The sequence below is a fragment of the Aerosakkonema funiforme FACHB-1375 genome (genome assembly GCF_014696265.1).
GTDB classification, from domain to species: Bacteria; Cyanobacteriota; Cyanobacteriia; order Cyanobacteriales; family Aerosakkonemataceae; genus Aerosakkonema; species Aerosakkonema funiforme_A.
The window spans coordinates 1-26182 of the sequence record NZ_JACJPW010000026.1 but is presented as its reverse complement, the minus strand read 5'-3'; the positions used below and the strand labels follow the sequence as shown (position 1 = coordinate 26182).

Annotated in this window: 23 protein-coding genes; 15 read left to right on the top strand and 8 right to left on the bottom strand. The window is 46.2% G+C overall.

The annotated features are described in order from the left end of the window. The first annotated feature begins 151 nt into the window (after positions 1 to 151). On the top strand, positions 152 to 3325 hold the full coding sequence (locus H6G03_RS11990) for a PAS domain S-box protein (protein WP_190464606.1): 3174 nt from the start codon (positions 152 to 154) through the stop codon (positions 3323 to 3325). A 59-nt stretch (positions 3326 to 3384) separates the two neighbouring features. Here H6G03_RS11990 and H6G03_RS11985 read toward each other — a convergent pair whose 3' ends face one another. Next, positions 3385 to 4827, bottom strand: coding sequence for an MFS transporter (locus tag H6G03_RS11985; protein WP_190464605.1), 1443 nt, complete (start codon positions 4825 to 4827; stop codon positions 3385 to 3387). A gap of 358 nt (positions 4828 to 5185) precedes the next feature. Here H6G03_RS11985 and H6G03_RS11980 point away from each other — a divergent pair, with 358 nt between their 5' ends. Next, the gene (locus H6G03_RS11980) at positions 5186 to 5719 is read left to right on the top strand and encodes a phosphoribosyltransferase (protein WP_190464604.1); all 534 of its coding nucleotides are present in this window, start codon (positions 5186 to 5188) and stop codon (positions 5717 to 5719) included. On the opposite strand, the gene H6G03_RS11975 is transcribed toward H6G03_RS11980, so the two are convergent. Further along, positions 5699 to 6658: an AEC family transporter gene (locus H6G03_RS11975; RefSeq protein ID WP_190464646.1), complete on the bottom strand. Its 960-nt coding sequence runs from the start codon at positions 6656 to 6658 to the stop codon at positions 5699 to 5701. The two genes, H6G03_RS11980 and H6G03_RS11975, sit on opposite strands and share 21 nt — an antisense overlap. 185 nt (positions 6659 to 6843) lie before the next feature. Here H6G03_RS11975 and H6G03_RS11970 point away from each other — a divergent pair, with 185 nt between their 5' ends. Beyond that, complete coding sequence (locus H6G03_RS11970; protein ID WP_190464603.1) at positions 6844 to 7665, top strand: D-alanyl-D-alanine carboxypeptidase family protein; 822 nt, start codon at positions 6844 to 6846, stop codon at positions 7663 to 7665. A gap of 125 nt (positions 7666 to 7790) precedes the next feature. Here the strand turns inward: H6G03_RS11970 and mrdA are convergent, their stop codons facing one another. Further along, positions 7791 to 9623 carry a penicillin-binding protein 2 gene (gene mrdA / locus H6G03_RS11965; RefSeq protein ID WP_190464602.1) on the bottom strand — a complete coding sequence of 611 codons (1833 nt, stop codon included), beginning with the start codon at positions 9621 to 9623 and terminating at the stop codon, positions 7791 to 7793. A 284-nt stretch (positions 9624 to 9907) separates the two neighbouring features. Here mrdA and H6G03_RS11960 point away from each other — a divergent pair, with 284 nt between their 5' ends. The 7 genes from H6G03_RS11960 (at position 9908) to H6G03_RS11930 (ending at position 16705) form a co-directional block, all read left to right on the top strand. After that, positions 9908 to 11041, top strand: a complete 1134-nt coding sequence (locus H6G03_RS11960; RefSeq protein ID WP_190464645.1) for an ABC transporter ATP-binding protein — start codon at positions 9908 to 9910, stop codon at positions 11039 to 11041. Between the two features lie 85 nt (positions 11042 to 11126). Further along, entirely contained in the window at positions 11127 to 11525 is a 399-nt protein-coding gene (locus tag H6G03_RS11955; protein WP_190464601.1) for a hypothetical protein, read from the top strand. Between the two features lie 158 nt (positions 11526 to 11683). Continuing rightward, a complete protein-coding gene (locus tag H6G03_RS11950) occupies positions 11684 to 12799 on the top strand; it encodes an ABC transporter substrate-binding protein (RefSeq protein ID WP_190464600.1) in 1116 nt (371 codons plus the stop codon). Between the two features lie 43 nt (positions 12800 to 12842). Then, complete coding sequence (locus tag H6G03_RS11945) at positions 12843 to 13958, top strand: ABC transporter substrate-binding protein (RefSeq protein ID WP_190464599.1); 1116 nt, start codon at positions 12843 to 12845, stop codon at positions 13956 to 13958. A 46-nt stretch (positions 13959 to 14004) separates the two neighbouring features. Further along, positions 14005 to 15045 (top strand): ABC transporter permease, encoded by a 1041-nt coding sequence (locus tag H6G03_RS11940; RefSeq protein ID WP_190464598.1) that lies wholly within the window; start codon positions 14005 to 14007, stop codon positions 15043 to 15045. A 136-nt stretch (positions 15046 to 15181) separates the two neighbouring features. Next, complete coding sequence (locus H6G03_RS11935; protein WP_190464597.1) at positions 15182 to 15991, top strand: ABC transporter permease; 810 nt, start codon at positions 15182 to 15184, stop codon at positions 15989 to 15991. Positions 15992 to 16402: 411 nt separating this feature from the next. Beyond that, the gene (locus H6G03_RS11930) at positions 16403 to 16705 is read left to right on the top strand and encodes a hypothetical protein (protein ID WP_190464596.1); all 303 of its coding nucleotides are present in this window, start codon (positions 16403 to 16405) and stop codon (positions 16703 to 16705) included. Positions 16706 to 16794: 89 nt separating this feature from the next. Here the strand turns inward: H6G03_RS11930 and H6G03_RS11925 are convergent, their stop codons facing one another. The 3 genes from H6G03_RS11925 to H6G03_RS11915 all read right to left on the bottom strand — a co-directional run bounded on the left by H6G03_RS11925 (position 16795) and on the right by H6G03_RS11915 (position 19364). Next, complete coding sequence (locus H6G03_RS11925; protein WP_190464595.1) at positions 16795 to 17760, bottom strand: DUF1517 domain-containing protein; 966 nt, start codon at positions 17758 to 17760, stop codon at positions 16795 to 16797. Between the two features lie 289 nt (positions 17761 to 18049). Beyond that, entirely contained in the window at positions 18050 to 18262 is a 213-nt protein-coding gene (gene thiS, locus H6G03_RS11920) for a sulfur carrier protein ThiS (protein ID WP_190464594.1), read from the bottom strand. Beyond that, entirely contained in the window at positions 18234 to 19364 is a 1131-nt protein-coding gene (locus H6G03_RS11915; protein WP_190464593.1) for a thiamine phosphate synthase, read from the bottom strand. Before H6G03_RS11915 ends, thiS begins: the two co-directional genes overlap by 29 nt. 388 nt (positions 19365 to 19752) lie before the next feature. Between H6G03_RS11915 and H6G03_RS11910 the strand changes: the two genes are divergently transcribed. From H6G03_RS11910 to H6G03_RS11900, 3 genes are all read left to right on the top strand, one after another. Next, positions 19753 to 21585, top strand: coding sequence for a DUF1565 domain-containing protein (locus H6G03_RS11910; protein ID WP_190464592.1), 1833 nt, complete (start codon positions 19753 to 19755; stop codon positions 21583 to 21585). Positions 21586 to 21705: 120 nt separating this feature from the next. Further along, on the top strand, positions 21706 to 22179 hold the full coding sequence (locus H6G03_RS11905; protein ID WP_190464591.1) for an ATP-binding protein: 474 nt from the start codon (positions 21706 to 21708) through the stop codon (positions 22177 to 22179). After that, positions 22172 to 22921, top strand: coding sequence for a tRNA(His) guanylyltransferase Thg1 family protein (locus H6G03_RS11900; RefSeq protein ID WP_190464590.1), 750 nt, complete (start codon positions 22172 to 22174; stop codon positions 22919 to 22921). The genes H6G03_RS11905 and H6G03_RS11900 overlap by 8 nt, the downstream gene beginning before the upstream one ends. A 229-nt stretch (positions 22922 to 23150) precedes the next feature. On the opposite strand, the gene H6G03_RS11895 is transcribed toward H6G03_RS11900, so the two are convergent. Next, the gene (locus H6G03_RS11895; protein ID WP_190464589.1) at positions 23151 to 23921 is read right to left on the bottom strand and encodes a glutathione S-transferase family protein; all 771 of its coding nucleotides are present in this window, start codon (positions 23919 to 23921) and stop codon (positions 23151 to 23153) included. Positions 23922 to 23939: 18 nt separating this feature from the next. Continuing rightward, positions 23940 to 24779 (bottom strand): diaminopimelate epimerase, encoded by an 840-nt coding sequence (dapF, locus tag H6G03_RS11890; protein WP_190464588.1) that lies wholly within the window; start codon positions 24777 to 24779, stop codon positions 23940 to 23942. A 138-nt stretch (positions 24780 to 24917) separates the two neighbouring features. Between dapF and H6G03_RS11885 the strand changes: the two genes are divergently transcribed. Together H6G03_RS11885 and H6G03_RS11880 are read left to right on the top strand one after the other, a co-directional pair. Then, positions 24918 to 25133 (top strand): Hfq-related RNA-binding protein, encoded by a 216-nt coding sequence (locus tag H6G03_RS11885; RefSeq protein WP_190464587.1) that lies wholly within the window; start codon positions 24918 to 24920, stop codon positions 25131 to 25133. Positions 25134 to 25298: 165 nt separating this feature from the next. Further along, the coding region (locus H6G03_RS11880; RefSeq protein WP_190464586.1) for an RNA-guided endonuclease InsQ/TnpB family protein at positions 25299 to 26182 on the top strand (884 nt) is incomplete at its 3' end.

The following is a 26182-nucleotide window of genomic DNA, read 5'->3' as shown; positions in this document are numbered from 1 at the left end:
GGATGTCAAGGAGCTAGGATAGTCTCAGAGATAGAGGAAAATTCTCCCTGTATTTTGGTATACCTGTTCGGGATAAGAAAAAATATGTATCTATGGACTCAAGCCCGGAAAGCGTATAGATTGCTAATATCAGCTAGTCTAGCCTGATTCTATGACGAGCGTCGTAGCGGATAGTATAAGCCAGGGAAACAATAATTTGTGTATGGAAATAGAAGGGCTTAATAATCTCCGTCAATATCGCCTGGATGATGCCACCTCAAAACCGCGATCGCAAATTCTACTAGCGGCAGAAATACAGCCGCAAGCAGAGGAGGAAATGAATTTTCAGGCATTGATTTTAGATAGTACTCCCCACGCCATCATCACAACAGATACAGAAGGAAAGATTACGTATTGGAACCGCTACGCCGAAAATCTCTATCAATGGCAAGCAGCAGAAGTTATCGGTAAAGATTTTTATGAATTAACCGTCGCTCAAATCAGCTCGCAGCAAATCGCAGCAATTAGCGATACAGTAGCCCAGCAGAATGAATGGACAGGGAAATTTTCCGTACATCGCAAAGACGGCACACAGTTTTGGGCTGATGTCAAATACTCTGCTCTTAAAGAGAGTAATGGAAATCTAACAGGTTTTTTACAAGTTTCCATACCTAGCAATAATAGCACGCTTTTTCAAGATCGATCGCCACAAAGCGAATCCACCGTTCAAATTTTGTCCGACGCCATACCGGATGCTATATTTCGCGTCTATAAAGATACTACTTTTTTGGAATGTAAACCTCCAAAAGGCTTCAGCTTAGAATTACCTGTCAGTCAATTTTTGGGTAAAAAGATAGGGGAGATATTACCAAAAAATATGGCCGATCGGGCCAAAAAGCAAATAAGAAAAGCTTTGGCAAACAACCAAACAGAAATTTTTGAGTATCAGTTGCAAACTGAAGGGAAATTACGAGACTTTGAAGCTCGAATCGTTCCTACCAGCAGTGATGAAGTGGCGATATTTGTGCGCGATATAACAGAGCGCAAACAAGCAGAAAGAGATTTAGCAAAAAGTGAAGAGCGCTATCGGATCGTTTCCGAATTGACATCAGACTTTGCCTATGCTGCAAAGATAGACTCCAACGGTTTATTTGTCACAGATTGGATTACAAGTGCTTTTAGTTTTATGTCTGGTTTCAGTTGGGAAGAAATCGAAGCACGCGGCGGCTGGCAAAACCTCATTCATCAGGAAGATATGCCTATCTTTCTAGAACGGCTGCAAAAAATTCTGTGTTGGCAAACAGATGTGAGCGAATACCGACTATTCACCAAAAATGGAGAACTGCGCTGGCTGAGAGATTACAGTCAGCCAGTATATTGCGACGACAGAAATCGCGTCCTTCTGATCTACGGTGGAGTGCAAGACATTACCGATCGCAAACAAGCAGAAGAAGCCCTGGGTCAGCAAACAGAGCGGGAAAAACTACTGGGAATGATGCAAGAACGCATCCGCCAGTCTTTAGACCTAGATGAAATTCTCAACCAAGCAGTGGCAGAAGTACGCAGTTTTTTGCAAGTAGAACGAGTAGCAATTTATCAGATAGATGAAAGGAATTTTGGTAAGTTTGTTGTCGAATCAATCGCAGAGAATTGTTCGTCAATATTGGGAGTTTCCTGCGAAGACCCTTGTTTCAACGAAAATTATATCCAAAAGTACCAACAGGGATACATTTCTGCCATTGATGATATCGAGCAAGCCAATCTCGCACCTTGCCATATAGAACTACTCGCTCAAATAGGAATTAGAGCTAATCTCCTAGTGCCGATCGTTTTCAACAAAAAACTCTGGGGACTGCTGTGCGCTCATCAGTGTTCGGAACCGCGACACTGGCAGCCTTTTGAAATAGATTTACTGCAACAATTGGCGATAACTGTAGCGCTCGCCATCCAGCAATCGTCACTTTTCAAGCAAATCCAAAAACTTAACGGCGAATTGGAACAGCAAGTGCAAGAGCGCACCGCTGAGTTGAAAAAGGCTATCGACTTTGAAGCAATGCTCAAACGCATTACAGACAAAGTGAGAGATAGCCTAGACGAAAACCAAATTTTAGAAACTGCCGTGCGGGAAGTAGCAGTAGGACTAAATATCGGTTCTTGCAATGCAGCTATATACGATTTAGAAAAGGGAATTACCACAGTTTGCCACGAATATGCAGTCTCAATACCCGCGCAACAGGGACGTGTTGCCCATATGGCAAACTATCCGGAAATCTACACTCAGCTATTAGAAAAACAATATTTCCAGTTTTGTTCGATATTTCCAAATCCAGTGCGGGGACGGGTGGCAATGCTGGCTTGCCCCATTTTCGATAACGAAGGACTTTTGGGAGATTTGTGGTTAATTAATCACAAAGAACACAGCTATAGCGAGTTAGAAATACGTTTGGTACAGCAGGTAGCAAATCAGTGCGCGATCGCGATTCGTCAAGCACGGCTTTATCAAGCAGCACAAGCGCAAGTGGCAGAACTGGAAAAACTCAACCAACTTAAGCAAGAGCAATTGGTAGAACTGGAAAAACTCAATCATCTCAAACAAGAGCAAGTGGCAGAACTGGAAAAACTAAACTTGCTTAAAGATGACTTTTTGAGTACAGTTTCCCACGAATTGCGGACGCCTATGGCTAACATGAAAATGGCGATCCAAATGCTCAAAATTGTGCCCAGCGGCGAACGACATCAGCGCTATTTGGAAATATTGAAAACCGAGTGCGATCGCGAAACAGAACTCATTAACGACCTCCTCGACTTACAGCGCTTAGAAGCATCATCTTATCCCCTCTCCCTCGCCGAATCGCTAAACTTGCAAGAATGGCTACCCAACATCATCGAACCATTCCGCAGTCGTACCCTCGAACGCGGGCAAAATCTCCAAATTGAACTACCAGCCGATGTTCCGCCCCTAGTTAGCGATCGCGCTGGACTGGCACGAATTGTGGCAGAATTGCTCAACAATGCCTGTAAGTATACTCCGCCTGGTGGCGGGATAATTTTGCGCGTCTCCCACCACTTAGCTGGAGAAGATGTCTCACTCCAAGAGTCTACTTCCTGTTCCTGTGTCCCGAAGATTGTACTTGCCGTCAGCAATGAAGTCGAAATTCCGCCTGCCGAATTATCCCATGTGTTTAAAAAGTTTTATCGGGTTTTACAAGCCGATCTTTGGAAACAAGGCGGTACTGGATTGGGACTTGCTTTAGTCCAGAAACTGGTGGAACAAATGGGAGGAACTATTAACGTAAAAAGCGGTGATGGCTGGACAACTTTTCGGATCGAATTACCAAATCGTTAATTTGAGATTTCAAATTTCAAAATGAAATTTGAAATCTCAAATATAAAATCTGAAATTATCTACCGATCGCGCTCTCTCAGCTTGTGTAATATTTCTGCATGAACCTCGCGAGTAATCGGATAAAAATATGCCAGCACCAAACCGCAAATTAAAGCAACAGTAGGCAGCGGGCCAATAGCAACGCGAATTGCCAAAAGCGCAGAAGCAGGTTGAATCGGTCTGAGATTTTCGGCTGTAGGCACAAGGTAACCAGCCCAATTCAAGCTTTGCAGCACCAAGGCAACTGCTAGAGCCAAACCTACCTTTTGCAGCAGTACAAAAAAACTATAAAATATCCCTTCCCGGCGCTGTCCCGTTCTCAATTCATCCATTTCGATCACATCTGGCAGCATCGACCAGGGTATAAGATAAGCCGTAGAAACGCCAAAACCTGCCATCACCGCCAAAACGTACATCAAGGATATTTGACTGGGCTGCAAGAAAAACAATCCCCCCTGCGCCAAAATCCACAGGCTCATACCCATAAAATAAACGGCTTTTTTGCCCACCCGCTGACTGACAGCACTCCAAACAAATAAGGTAATAAAGGCAGTTCCCTGCACGGCAAAAATTACTTGGGCAGTTACTGCATCTGGCAAGCGCATCCAACTCGTCACAAAATAAGGAATAATGGCAGCGGTTAGCTGAACTGCCAGCCAAGAACAAAGATAAATGCCGACGACAAACAAAAACGGTCGATTGCTCAAAACAATCCGCAATTGGTCAAAAATAGGCACAGATACGGGTTGCTCTAAGTTGGGGTTTTGCGCCGCCACAGCCATAACGCGGGCGCGGATGCCGAAAATACACCAATATAGAGGCAATACGGATATGACCGCACAAACTGCGCCAATTAACAAATATTGCTGGATACGGTCTTCGGGAATTAAACCGGCGATAATGCGAACAAAAATTATAGACAAAATACTGCCGCCGATCGAAAAGGCAAACCGGAAGCTATTGAGGTTAGTACGTTCGTCGTAGTCTTGAGTGAGTTCCGGCGTCAGAGCGGTGTAGGGTAAATTAACAGCCGTGTAGAACGAGTTGAACAAAATCGCGATCGCCACATAGTACCAGAACAATGCCCAATCATTCGCAGCATCATTAGCGCTAAAGCGAGGTACAATCCACTGCAAAAAGAAAGTTATCCCGAAAGGAATCGCGCCGTACAGCATCCAAGGTAGCCGACGCCCCCAGCGACGGTTTTGGGTGCGATCGCTCAATATTCCCACAATCGGATCGTTGACGGCATCCCAAACTTTACCGATCAGCAAAACCCATGCCGCTTTATCAATATCCAAACCGGCGACATCCGTGAAAAAATAAGCAGTATAAAACACCCCTATATTAGCCGTAATAGCCGCACCCATATCACCGGCACCGTAGGCCAGTTTAGTGCTGAAGCTGAGTTTTTCGTTCCCAGGCGTCTCCGACAAGCCATCAGAAGGGGGAGAATTATTCATAAATTTAATAAATCGCTTTCATTGATAAGTGCCACTTGTGCAATTTTATGTTCAATTGCTGCCAAACGCCTTAGTTTTGTTTTGGCTTCACAGTCCAGGTAAAGGGAAGGCATCGGTTAAGGCGACCTTTGCTTGTTAGGCTTCCGATCTCGACATAATCAGATCGGGAATCTCAAAAAAGAAAGTAGTGGTTAACTTAGCAAACCTAAGTTAAAAGATGCTTTATAGTTTTCTATATCTCAAATGACGTCTGTATTTACAGCAATTGCTCTCGTTAGGACGTTGTTAATCCCTCAAACCCTTGATGCGAAACTTTTCTTCCCCGACGCTTTAACCCCTAGCCCGACGCCCTAGCTATATGCCCGACCTTTACGTTTCTTGGCCAGACTACAACTCTAAGATTGAACTGTTGGCTGTCAAAATCTATCAGTCCAACTGGAACTTTAACCAGATTGTCTGCCTTGCCAGGGGTGGATTGCGAATTGGCGATATTTTGTCTCGGATTTACCGATACCCCCTAGCTATTCTGGCTGCGTCATCTTATGGTGGTTTCGAGAACCGAGTGCGCGGCGATCTAACTTTTTCCTCTCACATAACGATGACAACAGGCGAGCTGAGCAGCCGTATTCTCTTAGTCGATGACTTGGTAGATTCTGGGAGTACTCTTGAGCAGAGCGTTGTTTGGCTTAAACAACATTATGGCGATCGCATAGAGGAAATTCGCACCGCCGTACTCTGGTACAAAGCTTGTTCCGTCATCGTTCCAGATTACTACGTAGACTATTTACCCGATAATCCCTGGATTCATCAACCGTTTGAACCCTACGAACAAATGAGCATCGCTCAACTGGCAGCATCTTACACAGCGCCTTTAAACTCCAAACAGCCATAGCCAAAGCGGTAAAGTGAGGAAAAGTCCGCCCGTACCGAGTGCGATCGCAGTTACAGCTAAATCGCGATCGAGATTGTAAGCTTCCGCAATAATCAGCGTGGCAAAAGCTGGAGGCATCGCCATTTGCAAAACGATCAGCAAATGAGGTGGGCCTGTCAAGCCCAAGCCACGCAGACCCCAACCCAAAACTAAGGGAACCAGCAACATTTTAATCGCCAAGCAAATTGATGCTTGTGGCAAACCGCGCCAAGACGATAGCTGACTCAGCCGCATCCCAATTAACACTAAAGACAAAGATATTACCGTCCACGCAAACTTCTGCAAGCCAAAATCGAGCCAATCCGGTAGAGAAATGGGTCTTAAAACCAGTCCCAATCCCAAAGCCCACAGACCCGGAGTTTTCAGGATTGCCGCAAGTAATTGTTTGTGACTGCTTGCCCCCATACCAAAACGAGCGGCAAGAGCAACCCCCAACCCATAGGTTCCCAACATACTTCCCAGCAAGTCGTAGAACAGGGCCCAGCCGAAGTATTCCTGTCCAACTAAGGCAAGCGTTACCGGATAACCCAGATAACCGGTATTACCAACCATTGATGCTAATAGGAAACTGCCTTGATTCGGCTGACTCCCAGAACTGGTAGCAGAAGGAGAAACACAAGCAGGATCTTTTTTGTCATTTAACCTAATGACAGCCCAAGCAAGTCCCGCTCCCAGTAGAATTGCGGCCCAAGCAGCCAGAGGTGCGATCCAAATTGGCCCGGATAGGTTGGTTCGGCGCAGAAAGGCCACAATGGCGATCGGAGCTCCGATCCAAAACAGAAAGTGACCCAAATAAGTGGGGAAGTTTTTGGGGAGGATACGGCCTAGCAACCATCCCAGGAACACTCCTCCACCGAGGGGCGTATATAGTTCGAGAAGTTTAATTTCCGGACTGGGCATGGTATTTGAGGTTAAAAGCAAAAGTAGGGGTCATTAGTTCGTTTAAATGCCTCAAGATCTCAAAACTGCAAAGTTTTACAGTTTCACAAGTTTTCTGACCGATGACCGAGAGACCGATCGCGAATCTAAGACAGTTACAATTTTTATGATGTTCGGTTTTAATCTTAAGTGCAGGAGTGAATGGTGTGGATAACGCCAGCTTGTCTGGAAAGCCGTCGAAAGTAGCAGTTCCCTCGACAGAAGATATTCCTGAAGCTTTGCGGGAAACCCAGTTTCCATCACAAGAGCGTCGGTGGCAGCGAGTCTGGCTGGTGGCATTATTGGTGGGATGGGGAGCGTTTGCCCTTTTTGTCGGTTTGTGGTTTGCCAGTTTGTCTCAATCCTCTTCTGGGACAATGGCTCAAAAGAATGAAACAGAACCGATCGCCAAACTCAGTCAAACGCCCACAGAAGCTGTCAATACTTCTGCAAGCCAGCCCGATATCATCTTGGGACAGGCGGGACACTTTGCTTACAAAGAAGCGCCCGTGCAAGACCTTCAATCTATATCGGTGGATAATCGGATTAAGCTACGCAAAAGTGCTGCCCAGCAATTTAACGCTATGGTGGCAGCAGCCAGGGCGCAGGGAGCGATATTGGTGCCAATTTCGGGATTTCGTTCGGTGGCGGAACAGCAACACCTGTTTTTTGACATTAAAGCGCAACGGGGGCAGGTGGCAGCAGAACGGGCGACTGTGAGTGCGCCTCCGGGTTACAGCGAACATCATACCGGCTATGCGATCGATATTGGGGATGGTAGAGTACCGGCAACCAACCTGAATCCAAATTTTGAAAATACTGCTGCCTTCAAATGGCTGCAAGCTAATGCAGCTCGCTATAGCTTTGAGATGTCATTTCCCAAAAACAATTCTCAAGGCGTCAGTTATGAGCCTTGGCATTGGCGCTTTGTGGGCGATCGCGATAGTTTAGAAACTTTTTATAAAGCCAAAAAATTACAAAAAAATTAAAGGGCTAGGGGTTAGGGGCTGGAGGTTAGGGGTTAGGGGTTAGGGAAAATATTAATTCTTCGGCTCAAGAGCTCCCCCACTCCCCCACTCCCGCTCTTTCATATGGGATAAAAAGCCGATCGACGTCATCTCCTTCTTTTGACTGGCTTAGGCTTAGCGGGAGCAACTTTACCGCCTCCCTTCAGACGAAAGTAAGCCTCCATAACTTTCAGCACCTTCGGAGCTCCGAACTTGCCACCACCACCGCCGGAATGTTCCCCAAAAACCACCACAACAATTTCCGGATTGTCTATTGGCGCATAGCCACCAAACCAAGTGTGGGTTAGTTTCCCGTGGGCTACTTCAGATGTACCGCTCTTCCCCGCAGCTGGAGGAATAGTTGGTGAATTCAGGGCTGGGCCAGTACCGGAAGTTACTACTGCCCTCAGACCCTGGCGCAGCACTCGCACCGTTTCCGGTTTCAGGTTTAAATCTACCCGCCAATTTTTTGAATCCTCATCATCTTTGAGCAGGTGGGGCTTAACTCGGTAGCCACCGTTGGCGGGAACAGCAAACATCACAGCCACTTGTATGGGTGTGGTTTGGAGAAAGCCCTGACCGATGGACATATTCACTGTATCGCCTACAGTCCACTCGTATTTCATCCGCTTCAGCTTCCAAGCATTATCGGCTACCAAACCGGCTACTTCTTCACTCTCCAATTCGATGCCGGTTTTTTCGCCAAAACCATAGCGTCGAGTCCAGTCGATCAGGGCAGGGCCACCAGTTCTGATCCCGACTTGATAAAAGAATGTATCGCTACTCCACTTCAAACCGCCCACAAATCCCAAAGCACCAAATCCTGCGTGGTTCCATTCTCCAAACGAAATTCCACCCACCCTAAGAGCTGGATAAGTTGGCAAGACTATGGTAGAAGGAACTTTGCCCGATTCGATCGCCGCAGTGGTAGTAACGATTTTGAATGTACTCGCTGGTGGAAAAGCTTGTAAGGCGCGGTTGACAAATGGGTGGTTTGCCTTTTGCAGTTCCTGCCATGCTTTCTGGCTGATCCGAGGAGTAAACAAATTAGGATCGAAAGCGGGGCGGCTAACCATCGCTAAAATCGCCCCATTATTTGGATTCATGGCTACAACTGCGCCTCTGTGATTGCCTAGTGCGGCTTCTGCGGCTTTCTGCAACTCCAGATCTATGGTTAAATGGACGTCCTCACCTGGTTGAGACGCTTTATCTCCCAAAATACGTAAAATCTGGTTCTTGCCATCCACCTCCACCTGCTGACCGCCCCACGTTCCCCGCAATTTTTTCTCAAAAGCTGCTTCGACGCCCATTTTACCGACGACATCTCCAAGTCGATAGTCATCGCCTTTTTGCCTCGCCTTAGCTAACTGTAAATCGTTCATTTCACCGGTGTAACCGAGTACGTGGGCTGCCACTTGTTTATTGGGATATACCCGCGCCGGTTCTATGTCTACTTCTACGCCTTCGAGTTGCTGTTGGGATTCTTCCAGCGCTACTATCTTTTCGGGAGTGATGTCGCGCTCGATCCGTACTAGGGTGGGATTGTTCTCCCCTACTTGTGCTATCCGCTTTTCAATATCTGCTTCGGGAATTTCCAGGATCTCGGAAAGACGCTTGCGTGTGGTAGGCCAGGATTTTTGCTTGCGTATTAACGGCCATAGATAAACTGAGCGGGAAAGACGACTGCTGGCAAGGATTCTGCCTTTGCGATCGAAAATATTACCCCGTTCGGGTTGTTTGGGAATGATCCGAATCCGGTTGTTCTCCGCTAGTTCCCGATTGCGTTCTCCCTGGATCAGTTGCAAGTAGGCAAGACGACTGCCAATCCCTCCTACCATCACCAATGTAATGACTAGCATCACAAACAGGGACTGGTAATTTCGTCCGACCGTGCGGGTCTTTGATTTACTGTCTAGCGAGGAAGACCAAAGCAAGGTCATACGGCAGTACTCCTAAGTCTTGAGTTCCAAAGTTTTGAAATTTGAGTATGAAGGGGGCTAGTGCGTCCGGCGTCGGAGAGTTTTGAGTTCAAGTATACCCTTACCTCTGCTCTGAGAGCTTTCCGCCTCCCTCTACACCAAATCTTGGCAATTTGACTGACTGGGCAGCTGGCTTCAGTCAGTGGCAGAATGTCAAAATAAGCCAAGGTCAAATTTGCCACTGCATCAACTATAATGCTGATTCAGCTGGCAACCGGGGCATCGCTACAAGGATTTTCGCCATTATGTCTCAGACTGCTGTTCAGAATCCAGACGCCAGGGACGCTTACACAGTACTGGATGTTGAACTCCGAAAGGTTTTCAAGGTGTTCAAAGTCGATACTGCTGTACGGGGGGTTGACCTTGACATTCGCCAGGGTGAATTTTTTAGTATTCTTGGGCCATCCGGCTGCGGTAAAACGACGACGCTGCGCTTAATTGCGGGCTTCGAGATGCCGACCGCCGGTGAGGTGCTAATTCAAGGCAAGCCGATGACTAACGTACCGCCTTACCGCCGACCGGTCAATACGGTGTTTCAGAGCTATGCTTTGTTTAACCACCTGAGCGTTTGGGAAAATATCGCTTTTGGATTGCGGATTAAACGCTTGCCCAGAGCGGCGATCGCAGAACGGGTTAAAGAAGCTCTCAAGCTCGTTAAAATGGAAGCTTTGGCTAACCGTTTTCCGGCTCAATTATCTGGGGGTCAGCAGCAACGGGTAGCCTTGGCACGAGCGTTGGTTAACCGACCTGCTGTGCTTTTGCTGGATGAACCTCTGGGAGCGTTGGATTTGAAGCTGCGTAAGGAAATGCAGGTGGAGCTGACCAATTTACACCGAGATTTGGGGCTGACTTTTATTATGGTTACTCACGACCAAGAGGAAGCGCTGAGTCTGAGCGATCGCATTTCGGTTATGCACGACGGCAAAATCGAACAAATAGGTACGCCTAGCGAAATTTACGAGCGTCCACAAACAGCTTTTGTCGCTGATTTTATTGGGGATACCAATTTGTTAAAAGGCCGAATTTTATCTTTGAACGGCTCGGAAATCGAGGTACTGACAGAATCTAAAATGAAGGTGGTGGCGCAAAGGCTGGACTCCTCAACTGCTTGGCATCCTCAAGCTTCTGTGGCGATTAGCGTGCGCCCAGAGAATATTCAATTGAATCTGGAACCTTCTTGCTTACAGGGAAACTGTTTTGAAGGACGTTTGCAGCACGTTATGTATTTGGGTACCCACGTTCATTGCGTGGTGGAATTAAAGTCAGGCGATCGTATTACCGTAAAGCAGCCTAACACTTTCGCCAGCTTACCCGATCCACACACCCCTGTATACGCCTACTGGGGTTCAAAAGATTCTCTGGTTTTGGCTGATTCTTAGTTATCTGCTAAAAGGCGATTCCCAGTAGTTAGCTCTCAGTAATTCGATCGTTGACCTCTGACAAATGAAAAATGGCTATTGACAAATGACACTAGAGGGGTTTTTACAAGAGTTAGAGTACCACTGCCAGTCAACGGCGATCGCCACTTTTTTAGGTAGCGATGGAGAACCCTTTGTGGTTGACTTACAGCGAGAAGCCAATAAAGTAAACTACGGCTACCACAGCAGTGTCAAAAAAATATTTATCGAGAAACTGTTAGAAGGCTGTAATCCTTCCGGTTCTCTGATACTGCGCTCTTTTACTTCAGAAATTGACGAGTTCACCAAGTTACCTTACAAAGAACTGCGCGGCTACCTGCTCAGACGTAAAGGCAATAAACTGGAATTTGAAAAAATCTCTCCCGCATTGATGTTTGCGTGCCAAAACACGGACGCCAAAACTGGTGAACCGCTAGCTTTAGAACAATCGGTACGATACTGTTAATTGGTTATTGGTGATGGGAAATGGGGAATGGGTAATTCGGGATTTCAAATTTCAGATCTAAAATTTCAAATTTGGTTTTATAATTGGCAATTTGAAAGTTCAAATTTGAAATTACCTATGTCAATGGCAGCGCAAACATGAATATTGGCTAGTGAAAAATGACTAATTTGCAGCTACATCATTTATATCAAACCAGGCGTCGATTCTTAAAAACGGCAGCAGCAGCAACTTCTGGATTGGCACTTTCCAGTTGTGGTTGGACTCTGGCACAAGTGCGACCGACTACGACCGAAGAAAACTCTTCTGGTACGCTACGCATTTATACTTTTTCTGGCTATACGGATGAAGAGTTGTTCAAAACCTTTGCCGCTAATACCGGTATAAAGGTAGAGGCAGATGTTTATGATTCCAACGAGACAATGCTGGCTAAAATGCAAGCGGGAGGCGGTGCAGCTTACAGCGTAATTTACCCCTCCGACTACATGGTTCGCCAAATGTTGGAACTAAAAATGCTGACCGAATTAGAACACGATCGTCTCAATAATCTCCAAAATCTTTTGCCACAATTTCAAAATCCCGGTTATGACCCAGGTAATCGTCATAGCGTACCGATGAGCTGGGGAACAACAGGTTTGATTTACAATACCAAAAAGTTAAAAACTCCTCCAGAAGATTGGGATTATCTTTGGGAAAACCAGCAACTACTCTCCAAACGAATGACTTTGATGAACGATGTTCGAGAAGTTATGGGCGCAACTTTGCGGATGCTGGGTTATTCTTATAATTCGACAAATCAGCAGCAAATCCAACAAGCTTACGAAAAGTTAAAGGCGCTCAAACCTGCGATCGCTTCCTTTACAACTGATGCTTGGAAAGAACAAATTGTTGCGGGAGATTTGTTTGTCGCGATGGGTTATTCAGCTGATGCGGCGGAAGTTGCTGAAGAAAGTTCTAGCTTACAGTACGCAATACCCAAAAGCGGTACTTCTCTGTGGACAGATACAATGGTGATTCCCAAAACTGCTCCCAATCCAGATGCTGCTTATGCTTGGATAGATTTTATGTTACAACCTGCTGTAGCTGCGTCTGTTTGCGATCGACTGAATTTTGCTACACCCAATCAATCGGCTATTAAGCAATTATCGCCCAAAAATCGCAATAATCCTAATTTATATCCATCTGCAAAAGTGTTAGAAAAGTGTGAAAGAGTTGAACCGTTAGGTAAATTTAATGATGTTTACGATCGCTATTGGACTCAGTTAACCAGTAGCTAAAAAATCAAAAGCCAAAAGTTGTTGTGAAAATGGATTTTAGTAAATGAGCGGGGAGGTTAAAAAATTTAAGCTATATCCAAACAGACGTCGCTTCTTAAAAACGGCAGCGTCATTTTCAGGATTGCTCCTTTCTGGTTGTGGATGGACTCTAGGTGAGGTGAGACCGACACCCACCCCATCAAAAAATTCTGATATTTTATATATTTACAGTTTTTCTACTTATCTCGATCGCAAGCTGTTACGCAGATTTACTGCTGAAACTGGTATTAAAGTAGTGGCAGATGTCTATGATTCCAACGAGACTATGTTGGCTAAAATGCAGGCAGGAGGCGGTCGGGCTTACAGTGTACTTTACCCCTCTGACTACATGGTTCGCCAAATGTTGGAATTGGGGATGCTGACAAAATTGGATCGCAACCGCATCGAAGCTTGGGAAATTTTGTCGCCGCAGTTCCAAAATCCAGCTTACGACCCGAATAACAGTTATAGCGTACCGATCGCCTGGGGAACTACTGGCTTAATTTATAATAGCAAAAAACTCAAACAAGCTCCCGAAGATTGGGCTTATCTTTGGGAGAATCAGCAGCTACTTTATCGACGCATAACGTTAGTTAATGATGTGCGAGAAGTGATGGGTGCTACTTTGCGAATGCTGGGTTATTCTTACAATTCGACAAATGCTGAAGAACTGCAACAAGCTTACCAAAAATTAAAGGATATCAAAAGTGCGATCGCATCTTTTACAACAGACGCTTGGCGAGAGCAATTATTGGCTGGAGATTTGCTGCTGGCGATGGGTTATTCCGCAGATGCTGTAAATGTGGCCAAAGAAAACCCCGACTTGCAATATCTTATTCCTAAGAGCGGTACTTCTGTGTGGACGGATACGATGGCGATTCCCAAAACTGCTCCCAATCCCGATGCTGCCTATGCTTGGATAAATTTTATGCTAAAACCGGAAGTGGCTGCCTTTGTTTGCGAGCGACTTAACTTTCCTACAGTAAATCAAGAAGCTCTGAAGTTAATGTCTGCTAAAACTCGCGATAATCCTACCTTGTATCCGCCGCCCGAACTGCTGCAAAATTGTGAAAGAATCGAACCGCTGGGGAAATTTAGCGAAGTTTTCGATCGCTATTGGACTCAGTTAACTAGCAGCTAAAAAAGCCCATTACTTTACTTTTGATTTGAGACTGTTTACTTGATAAATGCCTGTGTCTACCCAAATTTCCTCTCGTTCTACTACACCTGCACCCCCTGCTAAATCGAAGCTAGCCTCTATATTCGATCGCTTAGCGGAACCCCTGATATTTCTAGGGCCGGCAGGCATTTGGTTGCTGCTGTTGCTAGTGTTGCCAACTTTGATCATTTTTGAGCTAAGTTTGGTGCCAGATATTCGACCCGGACAAGTAGTCAACCCTTCCGGATTCGATAACTTTTGCAGGGCGTTTGGATTTGAACAATGCTTGCCATCTAAGTTCGATCCCACTTTCCTGCAAGTAATGAAGAGAACCTTATTTTTTGCAGGTGGTTCCACAATAGCTTGTTTGGTGCTGGGATTTCCAGTTGCATACTGGATTGCAGTCATGTCACCCAAACAATGGCGAAATTTGCTGCTGTTGGGTTTCGTTTTGCCCTTGTGGACTTCATCGCTGTTGCGATCGTATGCTTGGATCACGATTCTGCGTCCCAGCGGAGTTATTAACTCATTTTTACAACCCGCACTCAATCCATTACTCAGCATTCTCAACTGGTTAATTGACAGTTGCAACTCGTTCCCGATCAGTTTTAACATACCATTTTTACTACCGCACTTGCCACTTTTACCCTGGAATTTGCTGAACGACTGGCCAGCGGTTTTAATTGGGATGAGTTACAGCTATTTACCTTATATGGTATTAATTCTCTACTCTTCTCTGGAAAAATTGGATCGGCGTTTGCTAGAGGCATCAGCTGATTTAGGAGCAAATCCAGCGCAAACTTTCTGGAAGGTGACAGTACCGCAAACAATGCCGGGAATTGTGGCCGGTTCATTGCTAGTTTTAATTATCGGTGTGGGCGATTTCATCGACCCGGAATTGCTGGGAGGCGCTTCCAGTATGACCATATCGCGTTTGATTTACAACCAATTTTTAGGTGCGACTCAGAACTGGGGTTTTGGGTCGGCTCTCAGTATGGTGCTAATTTTAGCTGTGAGTATTGCGATCGCACTTTTGCTCAAATTCGGCGATCGAAACGCTGCACGTTAGAAAAGTCAATCATTCAATCATTCAAAATTCCTCCCTCTTCCTCTGCCTTTCCCTTTTCCCTCTCCCCTAGCCCCTTTTTTGACTTTTGACTTTTGACTTTTGACTTTCCTCCCCCACTCCCCCACTGCCTGAAGCAATGAACAAATCTCCGTCTGTAGCTAAATATCCCGTTTCTTGGCAGGCGCTTTTCTCCCTGCTAATGTACTTTTTCATGTACCTCCCGATTCTGGTACTGGCGTTTTACAGTTTTAATAAATCCCGCTACAGCGCTAATTGGGAGGGATTCACCCTCGATTGGTATCAAAAGCTGTTCAACGATACCCGGATTATCGCCGCTTTGCAAAATAGTTTAATAGTAGCTTTTTGTGCTGTCGGTATTTCAGCTGTCATCGGTACCTTGATGGCTGTTGGTTTGGCGCGTTACCGATTTCCTGGCAGAACTTTATATATGGGGATATCGTACCTGCCGCTGATTATTCCAGATATTGCGATCGCCGTTGCCACCTTGGTATTTTTAGCAGTAATTCAAGTTCGTCTCAGCTTGTGGACGATCGTCGCAGCTCACGTCGTTTTCTGCCTCGCCTACGTAGGTGTAGTCGTTTCTACCCGACTGGCAGACTTAGACCCCCACCTGGAAGAAGCTGCCCTCGATTTGGGCGCTACGCCAGCCCAAGCTTTCATCAAAGTATTGCTACCCCAACTAATGCCCGGTATAATTTCTGGCTGTCTTCTCGCTTTTGTTCTCAGCTTAGACGACTTTCTGATTGCCAGTTTCACCGCCGGTAGCGGTGCCAATACCCTACCAATGGAAATTTTCAGCCGCATCCGCACTGGAGTAAAACCCGACATCAACGCACTCAGCGTTGTACTTATGGTGGTGTCCGGGGTAGTGGCCTTTCTGGCTGAATTTCTCCGCTACCGAAGCACACAAAAAAGCTATAAGTAATTTGACTGAGAAGGGGCACGGACGCAGAGGCAGTTAGCCCCGTGCCCTAATTGAATCACGCTTTCATATCTCATCTATCCAGGGAAGTAATTTCATACCTGCATATAATTTCTTTTATGAAGTTTAGATGAAGATTTAGCAAAGATTTTGTAAAAACTTTATTTGCACAAACAATTTCTGGAAAATCCACCGTATATTTACGATAGCTGAAACACAAAAAATCAAAAGCTCAGCAATTACACGTAAGACTCAAGTCGGATAGTTAATTTCCAGTCACGGAATCTTGTTAAGAAGCAGATTTTAGGAATTATATCCCAACTAATTTCAGCAATTCTATAAAAATGAGGTTTTTTTGGGCTGGACGGTCAATATTGCTAGACAAACACGAATAGTTTATTTAAGGTGCTGAACATGACTGCAATTCTTTTAGCCTTCTCTGCAACAACTTACTTTTTCTCCGGTTCTGTTTGTTATTTAGCTTTTTTGAGCCATTTAACTGACAATTCTGAGAGTTCGGAATTAAAAAGTAATTATAGTAAATTATCCAGCCTCTGGATTAGTTTGTTGTGGCCCCTATGGATAGTCAGCGAGACTTATGCAGAAGATCGCAAACCAGAAAATAAAACATTTACACATAAGCTTCCAGAATACGCAACTTGTAGGCATGAATTAACATCTACAACGATTGGCGAAATGAAGCAAGCAGTGAGGTAAACTGCATGGGAATTATCACTCTAAAAGATCAGCAAAAAAAACAGGGGCTTAACTCCAACCCCTGTTTTTTATTTAAAATTCGATCGCCATTAAATCAGTTTCAAGTTTGGATACTCGACAATCATGTCTTCAGACGTGAGGGTATCGCCTTCTGCTTGCGGTGCCCAGAGAACTTCGATCGCCAGCAATTGGTCGGCGGGAATAGCACCGAACTGGCGCAAAGCTTGACGCAGATCCTCAGAATTATTTATTGTTGGCAATTGCAGCTTACTCAGTGTAGCGGCGATCAGAGTAACGACAATGTATTGACTTGGCCCTTCGCTCAGGTTAGCGAGTTCGCCAGAGGTTTCCCCTGCCGGTAAAGCTATTTGGGAATTAGCTTGCCGCAGTTGATTGTTAACGTTGGAGAGAGTTTCTGCCGTAAATTTGCTGCGTTCTGCCAGAGATAGGCGGTTAAACTGAGCTTCTGCGGCTTCTAAACGAGTTTGCTGGCTTTCAGCACCGGCATAGACACAGTATTCGGGGTGGCGCAGCAAAGCCAAAGTAGTTTCCTGCAATACTTCAGCGCGACCTGCGGCGGAACCGGTATCGGCAGTTTCTGCAATTCGATCGAGTTCCTTTTGCAGACCGCGTGCGTTCGCCAGCAAACCGACTTGCAAACGCGCTACCGAAACGGCAGGATTGCTGCTGTAGGTCATTTCGGTACTTTCACCAGAACCGATGCGACGGAAACTTTGCACCAAGAAGTTGGCGATCGCAATAAATATCAGAATAGTGAATAAACCACCAAACCCGCCTCCAATGCCAAAAAATGGAATCAGGAAGGGAAATCCCCATCCACCGCCAGGGTAATAATACCCTCCCGATGGTGGCGCATAGGTACGCGGAGATGTGTACGTGGAGCTGGGTACTCTAAAAGAACCGCCGCCAATTCGGCCACCTGTACGAGCGGCCAAAGCTCCATCAGCGTGACCCAGCGCTAAGGTTAGCACAAGGCCAGCAATTAACACAGGTTTCAGAAGCGGTTTGATTGTAGAAAGCAGTTTTTTGTACATAAAACCAAGCCTATTTCAGCTCATTTGAAAGTAACACTCCAGTGTTTCTGGCTGGTGCAAATTTTTGTTAACGCATCTTTACACATTTCTAATTTAACGCTTTCGATCCCCACAGGGCAGCGATCGCAGGACAGATACCTGGGTAGATATCCGTACCTTAAGAAAGTCAAAAATAAGAGGGGAGAGCGGGGGAGTGGGGGAGCGGGAGAGCGGGGGAGTCAAAAGTCAATCTCCACAGTGCGTAAGTCTCGTTTAATCCAAAATCTAAAATCCAAAATCTAAAATCGAGCTAGCCGCCACCGACGATGGTAACAACTTCAATATTGTCGCCCTCCTGCACCTGAGTTTCCGGCCAAAACTGGCGGTGCAGGATTTCGCCGTTGTACTCCACAGCTATCAAACGCGGATGGAAACCGAGCTGTTCTAACAAATCGGGTAACTTAGTTTGAGCAACGCAAGTACGGGATTCCCCGTTAACTCGTAAGGTTATTGGACTGGACATGAGACTGAGGCAAATGTGCTTTCAAAGCTCGCAGCGTTTGCAGGCGAGATAGTTGAGAGAGAAAATACTGTGTAACTAAAGTTGGCTGCTCTGCCTCCATAATCGCTCTGACCGCAGCGATCCGCTCTGCTCCAGCCGATAGTACATCGTTGAGATTTGTCGGATCGATACCCCCAATCGCAAACCAGGGTACAGAGGCATTCTGAGCCGCATAGCGCACGTATTCCAGACCTGCGGCAGCTTTTCCAATTTTAGTCGGAGTTTCGTATACTGGCCCTACACCGATGTAGTCGGCTCCTTCTGCGATCGCTCGTCGCATTTCATCGGGATTTGTGGTAGAACGACCGATGATGCGGTGAGGGCCAAGTAACTGTCGTGCCATTGCGATCGGCAGATCCTGCTGTCCCAAGTGTACGCCATCCGCATCTACTGCCAAAGCCAGATCGACGCGATCGTTCACAATAAACAACGCCTCGTACCGTCGGCACAACTGGCGCAGTTTCTGCGCTGTCTCCACCCGCACATCATCATCTGCGTCTTTATCGCGATATTGCACCAGTGTCAATCCGCCTTGGAGCGCAGCTTCCACAACAGCAAACAGATTTTCCGACTCAGAGGTTACCAAATACAAATGACTGCGGAGCAACTTCTGCTGACGCTGATAACCCAGCAAATTGCTTTCCAGCGTATAGATTCGATAGCGCATCTGCTTAAACGCTGTCCCCATCTCCGGGTGGTAAAGCTTACCGTACTCTTCCAACACCCGCAGCGCTTCTTCTATGCGGCAAAGGTTCGCCTGCAACAGTTGCTGAATGCCAGCGCGTTCTTCTTCTTGCGGATGAGATAAATCTGTGCCCACATCGCCCAGAGTATCTCGAAAAGCCCGCAGATCTTGAGTATGCCATTTGGCTATTTCCTGCCGCAGTTGCTTGCATTCGCCAGCCAACTCGCTGCTGTCCAAACCAAAGCGACACCATTCTTCCACGATTCGCAAACCTTCGCGAGCTCGGTCTAAGTTGGCATCTAGGATTCGGCAAACAGCAGGCTGTGCTTGTGCGGGCAAGTTTGGGAATGGCTTCTTCAGCTCGTATCGATCGCCCATCGGAACAACTCCACTCTTATTTGCGGCAGTGGGTAATAGAGATTGTAATTATGTCAACATTCAGCAAATTTTTCAAATCGCTGTTGCTGGTGCAATGATTGTACTGGAAAATTTCCACATTATTCTGTTCGGTCATCGGTCAAGTGTCAGCTGTGATTTTTTTTATCCGTACACCGTACATATCCGTATCATAATATCAGTCAAACAAATGACAACTGACAAATGACTGTTAACTATTGACAATTGAGTAGGGGCGGGTTTTGTACTACAACCATAGACTTGTGATGGGAGCGATCTGACTAAACCCGCCCCTAAGTTTATATCAGGGGTTCGCCACAAGCCAAGTTTTGGCTTTTACCTTCACTAACTGCCAGGAGGATAGCGACATATGAATTTAAAACACTCATACCCGCAGCGAAAAAATTATTCATTAAAACCAATCCCTACCAGCATCTCAGATAAAAACAAATACAGCCAATTAGGAACGATCGCAACACTGGGAATCGCGATCGCCCTGTCCCCGTGGGTCAACACCGCTGCGATCGCGCAACTGCCAATACAGAGAACATCTGTAGAATTAGCCCAGAGTACCGCCCAAACAACCCAGTTGTTTGTCAATCCCGCCAACGGTAACGATACAGCTGGCAACGGCAGTAACGGTTCTCCTTTCAAAACCATCACCCAGGCACTGCGGGTAGCCCAACCCAACACCACGATTATCCTCGCACCGGGAACCTATAGCGAAGAAAGCGGCGAAACTTTTCCAATTATCCTCAAGCCTGGGGTCAGCATCCAAGGCGACCCCGCCAACAAAGGCCGCAATGCGATTATTAAAGGAGGCGGGCAATTCATCAGTCGCACCTTTGCTCGCCAAAACATCGCCATTCTAGCAGCAGATAAATCGGCAATTGTGGGAGTCACAGTCACTAACTCCAACCGACGAGGTTACGGCTTGTGGATAGAATTCAGCAGTCCTCTAGTGACTGACAATACTTTTATCGGCAACTCCCACGACGGTATCTCTGTCACCGGCAGCAGTGCGCCTGTTATTCGCAACAATTACTTTGCCGATAATGGTGCTAACGGCATTACCATCTACAACAGCTCTAAACCCGAACTGCGGGAAAATGTGTTTGAAAGGACTGGATTTGGGATTAATATCGGTCACACCGCCACACCCATGCTGGTTGGCAATCGCATCACCCAAAATATAGACGGTGTGGTGGTGCAGAACAAAGCTCAACCTGTGTTGCGGGGCAATACAATTGAGGAAAACAGCCGAGATGGTGTAGTAGCGATCGGCGAAGCTCGTCCTGATTTGGGCATCGCTCAGCAACCTGGAGGCAACGTTTTTCGCAACAACCGTCGCCTTGACATCAACGGTAAAACTTCCAGTCAAACTATTCCCGCGTTTGGCAATCAACTTGCAGGAGGTCGTATAAGCGGACGCTTGGATCTATCAGGAACGATCGTCGCCGCTGCACCGGAAAATGTCGAACCGCCACCGACCGCGATCTCTACTATTATCCCCAACCCTACACAAACAAGGTCAACAAATAATTTTCCCTCCGGATCGGGTGGTGCTGTACAAATTCCCGTTCCTCCACCTTTATCTTCGGGCGAACCGGTGCAAGTAAGGCAAACTATTCCAAACTCGCGGCGTCCCAATACTCCCACTGCGATCGTACCGCCACCAGCCAACCAAACAGAGCCGGTGGAGATTACTGCACCGCCACCCAGATCCAGCGATGTATCCCCTTCACTCCCCTCTTTCTCCTCCACAAGAGAAGATAATCGAGGTGCAAACTTTTCTACACAGCCTGTCAGACAAAGTAGAGGTACGCTTCCAGATTCAGGCGTAGAAGCAGGGTTGCTACCCGTTCCCGGATCGGAAATTCCTGTTTCTAATAGCAATAACCTACCTTCAGTCGCGATATCTCCGGATAATCCGCTTCCGCAAGAAAGCAGATACTCCCCCCGTCCCAGTTCTACCAGTCGTGCTGTAGCGCTTGGTTTGCGTTACCGCGTGATTGTGGATGTCGGTAGTGCGCGTCAGCAGAGATTGCTGCGATCGCTTGTACCGGGAGCTTTTCGGACTCGTTCCAACGGACGAGCGGTGATGCAGGTGGGTGCTTATAGCGATCGGACTGAAGCTGAGGAAATGCTGCAAAAGCTTAACAGCAACGGTTTAAATGCTTCGATCGAAGAGTTGCAGCTTTAAGCTAGGAGCTAGGGAAAGTCAAAAGTCAAAAGTCAAAAGTCAAAATTCCTCCCTTTTCCCTTTTCCCTCTCTCTCTCCCTCTTCCCTAGCCCCGACGCCCTAACCCCGACGCGATCGAGTATGGAACTGATGATTTTTATCGGCTTACAAGCTTCTGGAAAAAGTACATTTTTCCGCACTCATTTTGCCACAACTCACGAGCTTGTCAGCAAGGATTTGATGCGTAATAACAGAAACAAAGCCAGAAGGCAAGCACAGCTGATCGAAGCGTCTCTAAAAGAGGGACGATCGGTAGTTGTAGATAACACTAATGCAACTGTTGAAGAGCGGGCATCTATAATTCAGATAGGCAAAATGTACGGTTCTGAAATCATCGGTTATTACTTTGAATCTAGACTGAAAAATTGTTGCGATCGCAATCAGCTACGTTCTGGTAAGGCGAAAGTGCCGGATGTGGCAATTTACGCCACAATAAAAAGGTTAGTACGCCCCTGTTACGCGGAAGGTTTCGATCGGCTTTTCTACGTGCGAGTGGCTGAAAACTTTCGTTTTGATGTGCGCGAGTGGCAAGAAAATGAGGTGAAGGATGGATAGCGATAATTTTGAGAAAAAAATGCGATCGCTCGAATACTTCCACTCCCTACGTCTGCTACCAGGCGCGTGGACTGTAATTCGCGTCGATGGACGCAGTTTTTCCAGGTTCACCGAGTCGCGCTTCGAGAAACCGTTTGACCGCAAGTTTCACGAACTGATGGTACAAACTGCCAAGGCGTTATTGGAAGAACTCCAAGGTGTTTACGCCTATACAGAAAGCGATGAAATTTCTGTGCTGTTCGATCCAGAATGGGATTTGTTCGATCGCAGTTTAGAAAAAATTGTTTCTATTTCTGCCAGTATTGCCAGCACCGCATTCACTCACGCCGCCCAAACTATAGTAAATTTCGACAGTCGCGTTTGGCTGGGTGCAAACAAATCCCAAGTAATTGATTATTTTCGATGGCGACAAGCCGATGCGACTCGTTGTGCTTTAAATGGTTGGAGTTATTGGACATTACGTAAATCCGGCAAAAGCGTTACCGAAGCAACAACTACTCTTGAAAATCAATCAGTAGCATTCAAAAACGAATTGTTATTTCAAAATGGGATAAATTTTAACGATTTACCAACTTGGCAAAGAAGAGGCGTTGGTTTGTACTGGGAAACTTACGAAAAAGAAGGTTTCAATCCAATTGAAAATAAAACTGTTGTGACTAAAAGACGCCGCATCAAAGTTGATGATGAATTGCCTATGAAAGAGGCTTATGGAGAATTTATCAATCTTTTTCTTGATGATTGATATAATGACTGATTCCATCAGTAGCGTCAAAAATTTGCCCTCACATCTGTGTTCATCTGTGTTTATCTGTTTTCATCTGTGGTTAAATTTTAACCGGACACGATATGATATAACCTTTTCCAGGTGAGCGAGGTAGAGAGAAAGGGAGAGGGAAGAATTTTGAATGATTGAATGATTGACTTTTGGCTCCCCACTCGCAAAATCGACATACTAAAAACTAAACAACCAATTATTTGTCACGTTCCTCGCGGAATAAGCGCAAGGCGAAAGAGCCGGCTGGAGTTGCGCGGAAATGCTCGATCGTCTGCGCCATTTCAGTCGGTATCTCGCTTAATTGAGGTAATTTTGTACCATATTCGGTAGGCATGAGGACAAGCCCAGTCAGACAAGCCCATGTGAGGTCACAAGCCGAAAAGCTATCCCCGACTAAATATTTACGCCCATCCGCAAGCAGCTCGTTGACAGTCTCGAAAATGCTGTTAATTCGATCGAGCGATTCGGCGGCGGACTCTGGTGTAATTTCCATCGCTCGTTCCATCGCTTCCCGGATGCAGGGAAAGACAACAGGAAACAACTCCGCCTCAATCGCCTCTACGCCTTCGCAGAACAATCGCAATATCAGCTTGTCCCGATCGAGTAAATAAAAGTAGAACCACACCCCGGTGCTGGGCCCAAGTTGGCGATCGAACCAATCTTCGAGTTTTTCCACCTCTTGGCGCAATTTAGGATCGGCAGGGTAGAGCTTTGCGCTCACGGGTGACATCCCATCAATGTATTGCAAAATGTCGCTGGAATCGCTGAAAGTACCCGCCTCAGTGACAAGCATAGGAACCGATCGCCCCTCATTTCGAGCTGTAGCCAATCGGTGAAAAAGCGGCGCGTGGCGCTCTTCAATATATGGAATATTGAGCCGTTCCAGCGCCCATCGAACTTTTTCGCAGTAATGGCTGATTGAGGTAGTGATGAGACGAGGAAGTTGTTCCGGCGATCGATCCTGCATAGTGTACCAAACCTGTGGTTAAAATTTGCCGACAAACACTTTCTGCGCTGGCCCTGTCATGTAAATTCGCCCATCAACTTCGGACCATTCAATTTCCAGAGGGCCACCGGGTAGCTCAACAGTAGCTTTGCGATCGCAATTTCCCGTCAGTACCCCCGCCACCAAAGAAGCGCAAGCACCAGTTCCGCAAGCCATCGTTGCCCCAGCACCGCGTTCCCACACTCGCATTTTCAAATAATCTCGCTCTACCACTTGAATAAATTCCGTATTTGTGCGTTGCGGGAAAACCGCGTGATGCTCAAAGAAAGGCCCCAAAGTTTCCAGCGGAATAGCCGTGACATCTTCGACAAACGTAATACAGTGGGGATTGCCCATACTGACGCAGGTAACATCCCAAGATTTTCCTTCCACTTGCAGAGGTCGGTTAATAACTTTCTCGTCAGCAGAACAAAGCGTAGTGGGAATTTCGGCAGCTAAAAGTCGCGGTAGCCCCATATCAACGGTAATTTGACCGTCCGATCGCAACTTTGGCGCGATCGCACCGGCAAGAGTGTGAATGCGATATAAGCGCTCCTGATTTGAGACTCCCTCCAACTCAGCGATAAACTGAGCTAAGCAACGAATCCCGTTGCCGCACATTTCCGGTTCGGAGCCATCCGAGTTAAAAATTCGCATAGTGTAATCGTTACCGTCAAGCCCTGGCAGAGCAAAAATTACACCATCAGCACCGATACCAAAGTGGCGATCGCATAACGTTACCGCCTGCGCGGGTGTTAAAACTGGATCGGATGAAGTGCGATTATCAATCAAAATGAAGTCATTTCCCAAACCGTGATACTTAGCGAACTCAATGGCCATTAAATTATCCTCGCTCTTAGTGGGGTGGGTACGCTCTCAAGTTTTGTGAAAGCATCCTAAAGATAGCAGTCGATCGCATAAATAACTTAAGTAAACATTGTAAAATGCACGGTTACACACGTTTAGAGTAGCAAACTTATGGCTAGCGGATTCGATAGTGGATTGCCCAGCTCTCGTCAAATTCAAAATATGATTAAAGAACAAAAACAGGTGCAAGTAAAACTGATCGGGGGTGAAATGTTAAGCGGTCAGTTGCGCTGGCAAGATCAATTTTGCATCGGTCTGATCGATGAAAGCAATCAATCATCAATTGTGTGGCGACACGCGATCGCTTATGTCAAGCCCATCACCTAAAATTTAGGAAGGGAGAGGGGTGGGAGCAGCCGCCATAAAATTACCTATTTATCCCTAAACTTACTCAATAATAGATGCTATTATGTGGAAATGAGTAAGTTTATTCCACCTCAAGAGAAACATCACTCACAAAAATCCCTTGCATCGTAGAGGAGTGAAGAGAAGTTGCTCAAAAGCTTCCAAACAAAACTTAACCTAAACAACCAACAACGTACCCTAGCAGCCAAACACGCAGGCGTAGCTAGACACGCTTGGAATTGGGGATTAGATATTTGTTTGAAAGCTTTGTCGGCAAACAAAAAGCTACCAACCGCTATCGATCTTCATAAGCGATTGGTAGCCGAAGTAAAATCAGCAAATCCTTGGTACTACCAAGTATCCAAGTGCGCTCCTCAACAAGCCTTAAGGCATTTAGCCAAAGCTTTTGGGCATTTCTTTAAAGTACCCGGTCGAGGTAAACCAAAATTCAAAAAGAAGAATATCAAAGACAGCTTTTACTTAGAAGGTAGTATCACTGTGAGTGGCAATCGAATTAAATTACCTATTTTTGGATGGGTGAGATGCCACGAAATACTACCAGCCGTTCGGCCCAAAAACGTTACCGTTAGCAAAAGAGCTTCGGATTGGTATGTTAGTTTTAGATACGAGCTAGAAGCCAAACCATCTCCAAAAACAAGACAGCGGATCGGAGTTGATATTGGCATCAACTCTCTTGCCACTTGTTCCGATGGTAGCGTTTTCCCAAATGCCAAAGCTTACCGTCAAAACCAAAGAAAATTGGCTCATCTACAACGCTCAGTCTGTCGGAAGCTTCAAGGCTCTCGTAATCGAACCCTAGCTAATCTGAAAGTAGCTAGACTACATAGAAGAATAGCTAATATCAGACAAGACGCACTGCATAAGTTGACTTCAAGGTTAGCTAAGAACCACAGCGAAATAGTCATCGAAGATTTGAATATCTCCGGGATGCTCAAGAATCATCGCTTAGCTAGTGCCATTGCTGATTGTGGTTTTTATGAGTTCAAAAGGCAACTAGAGTACAAAGCTAG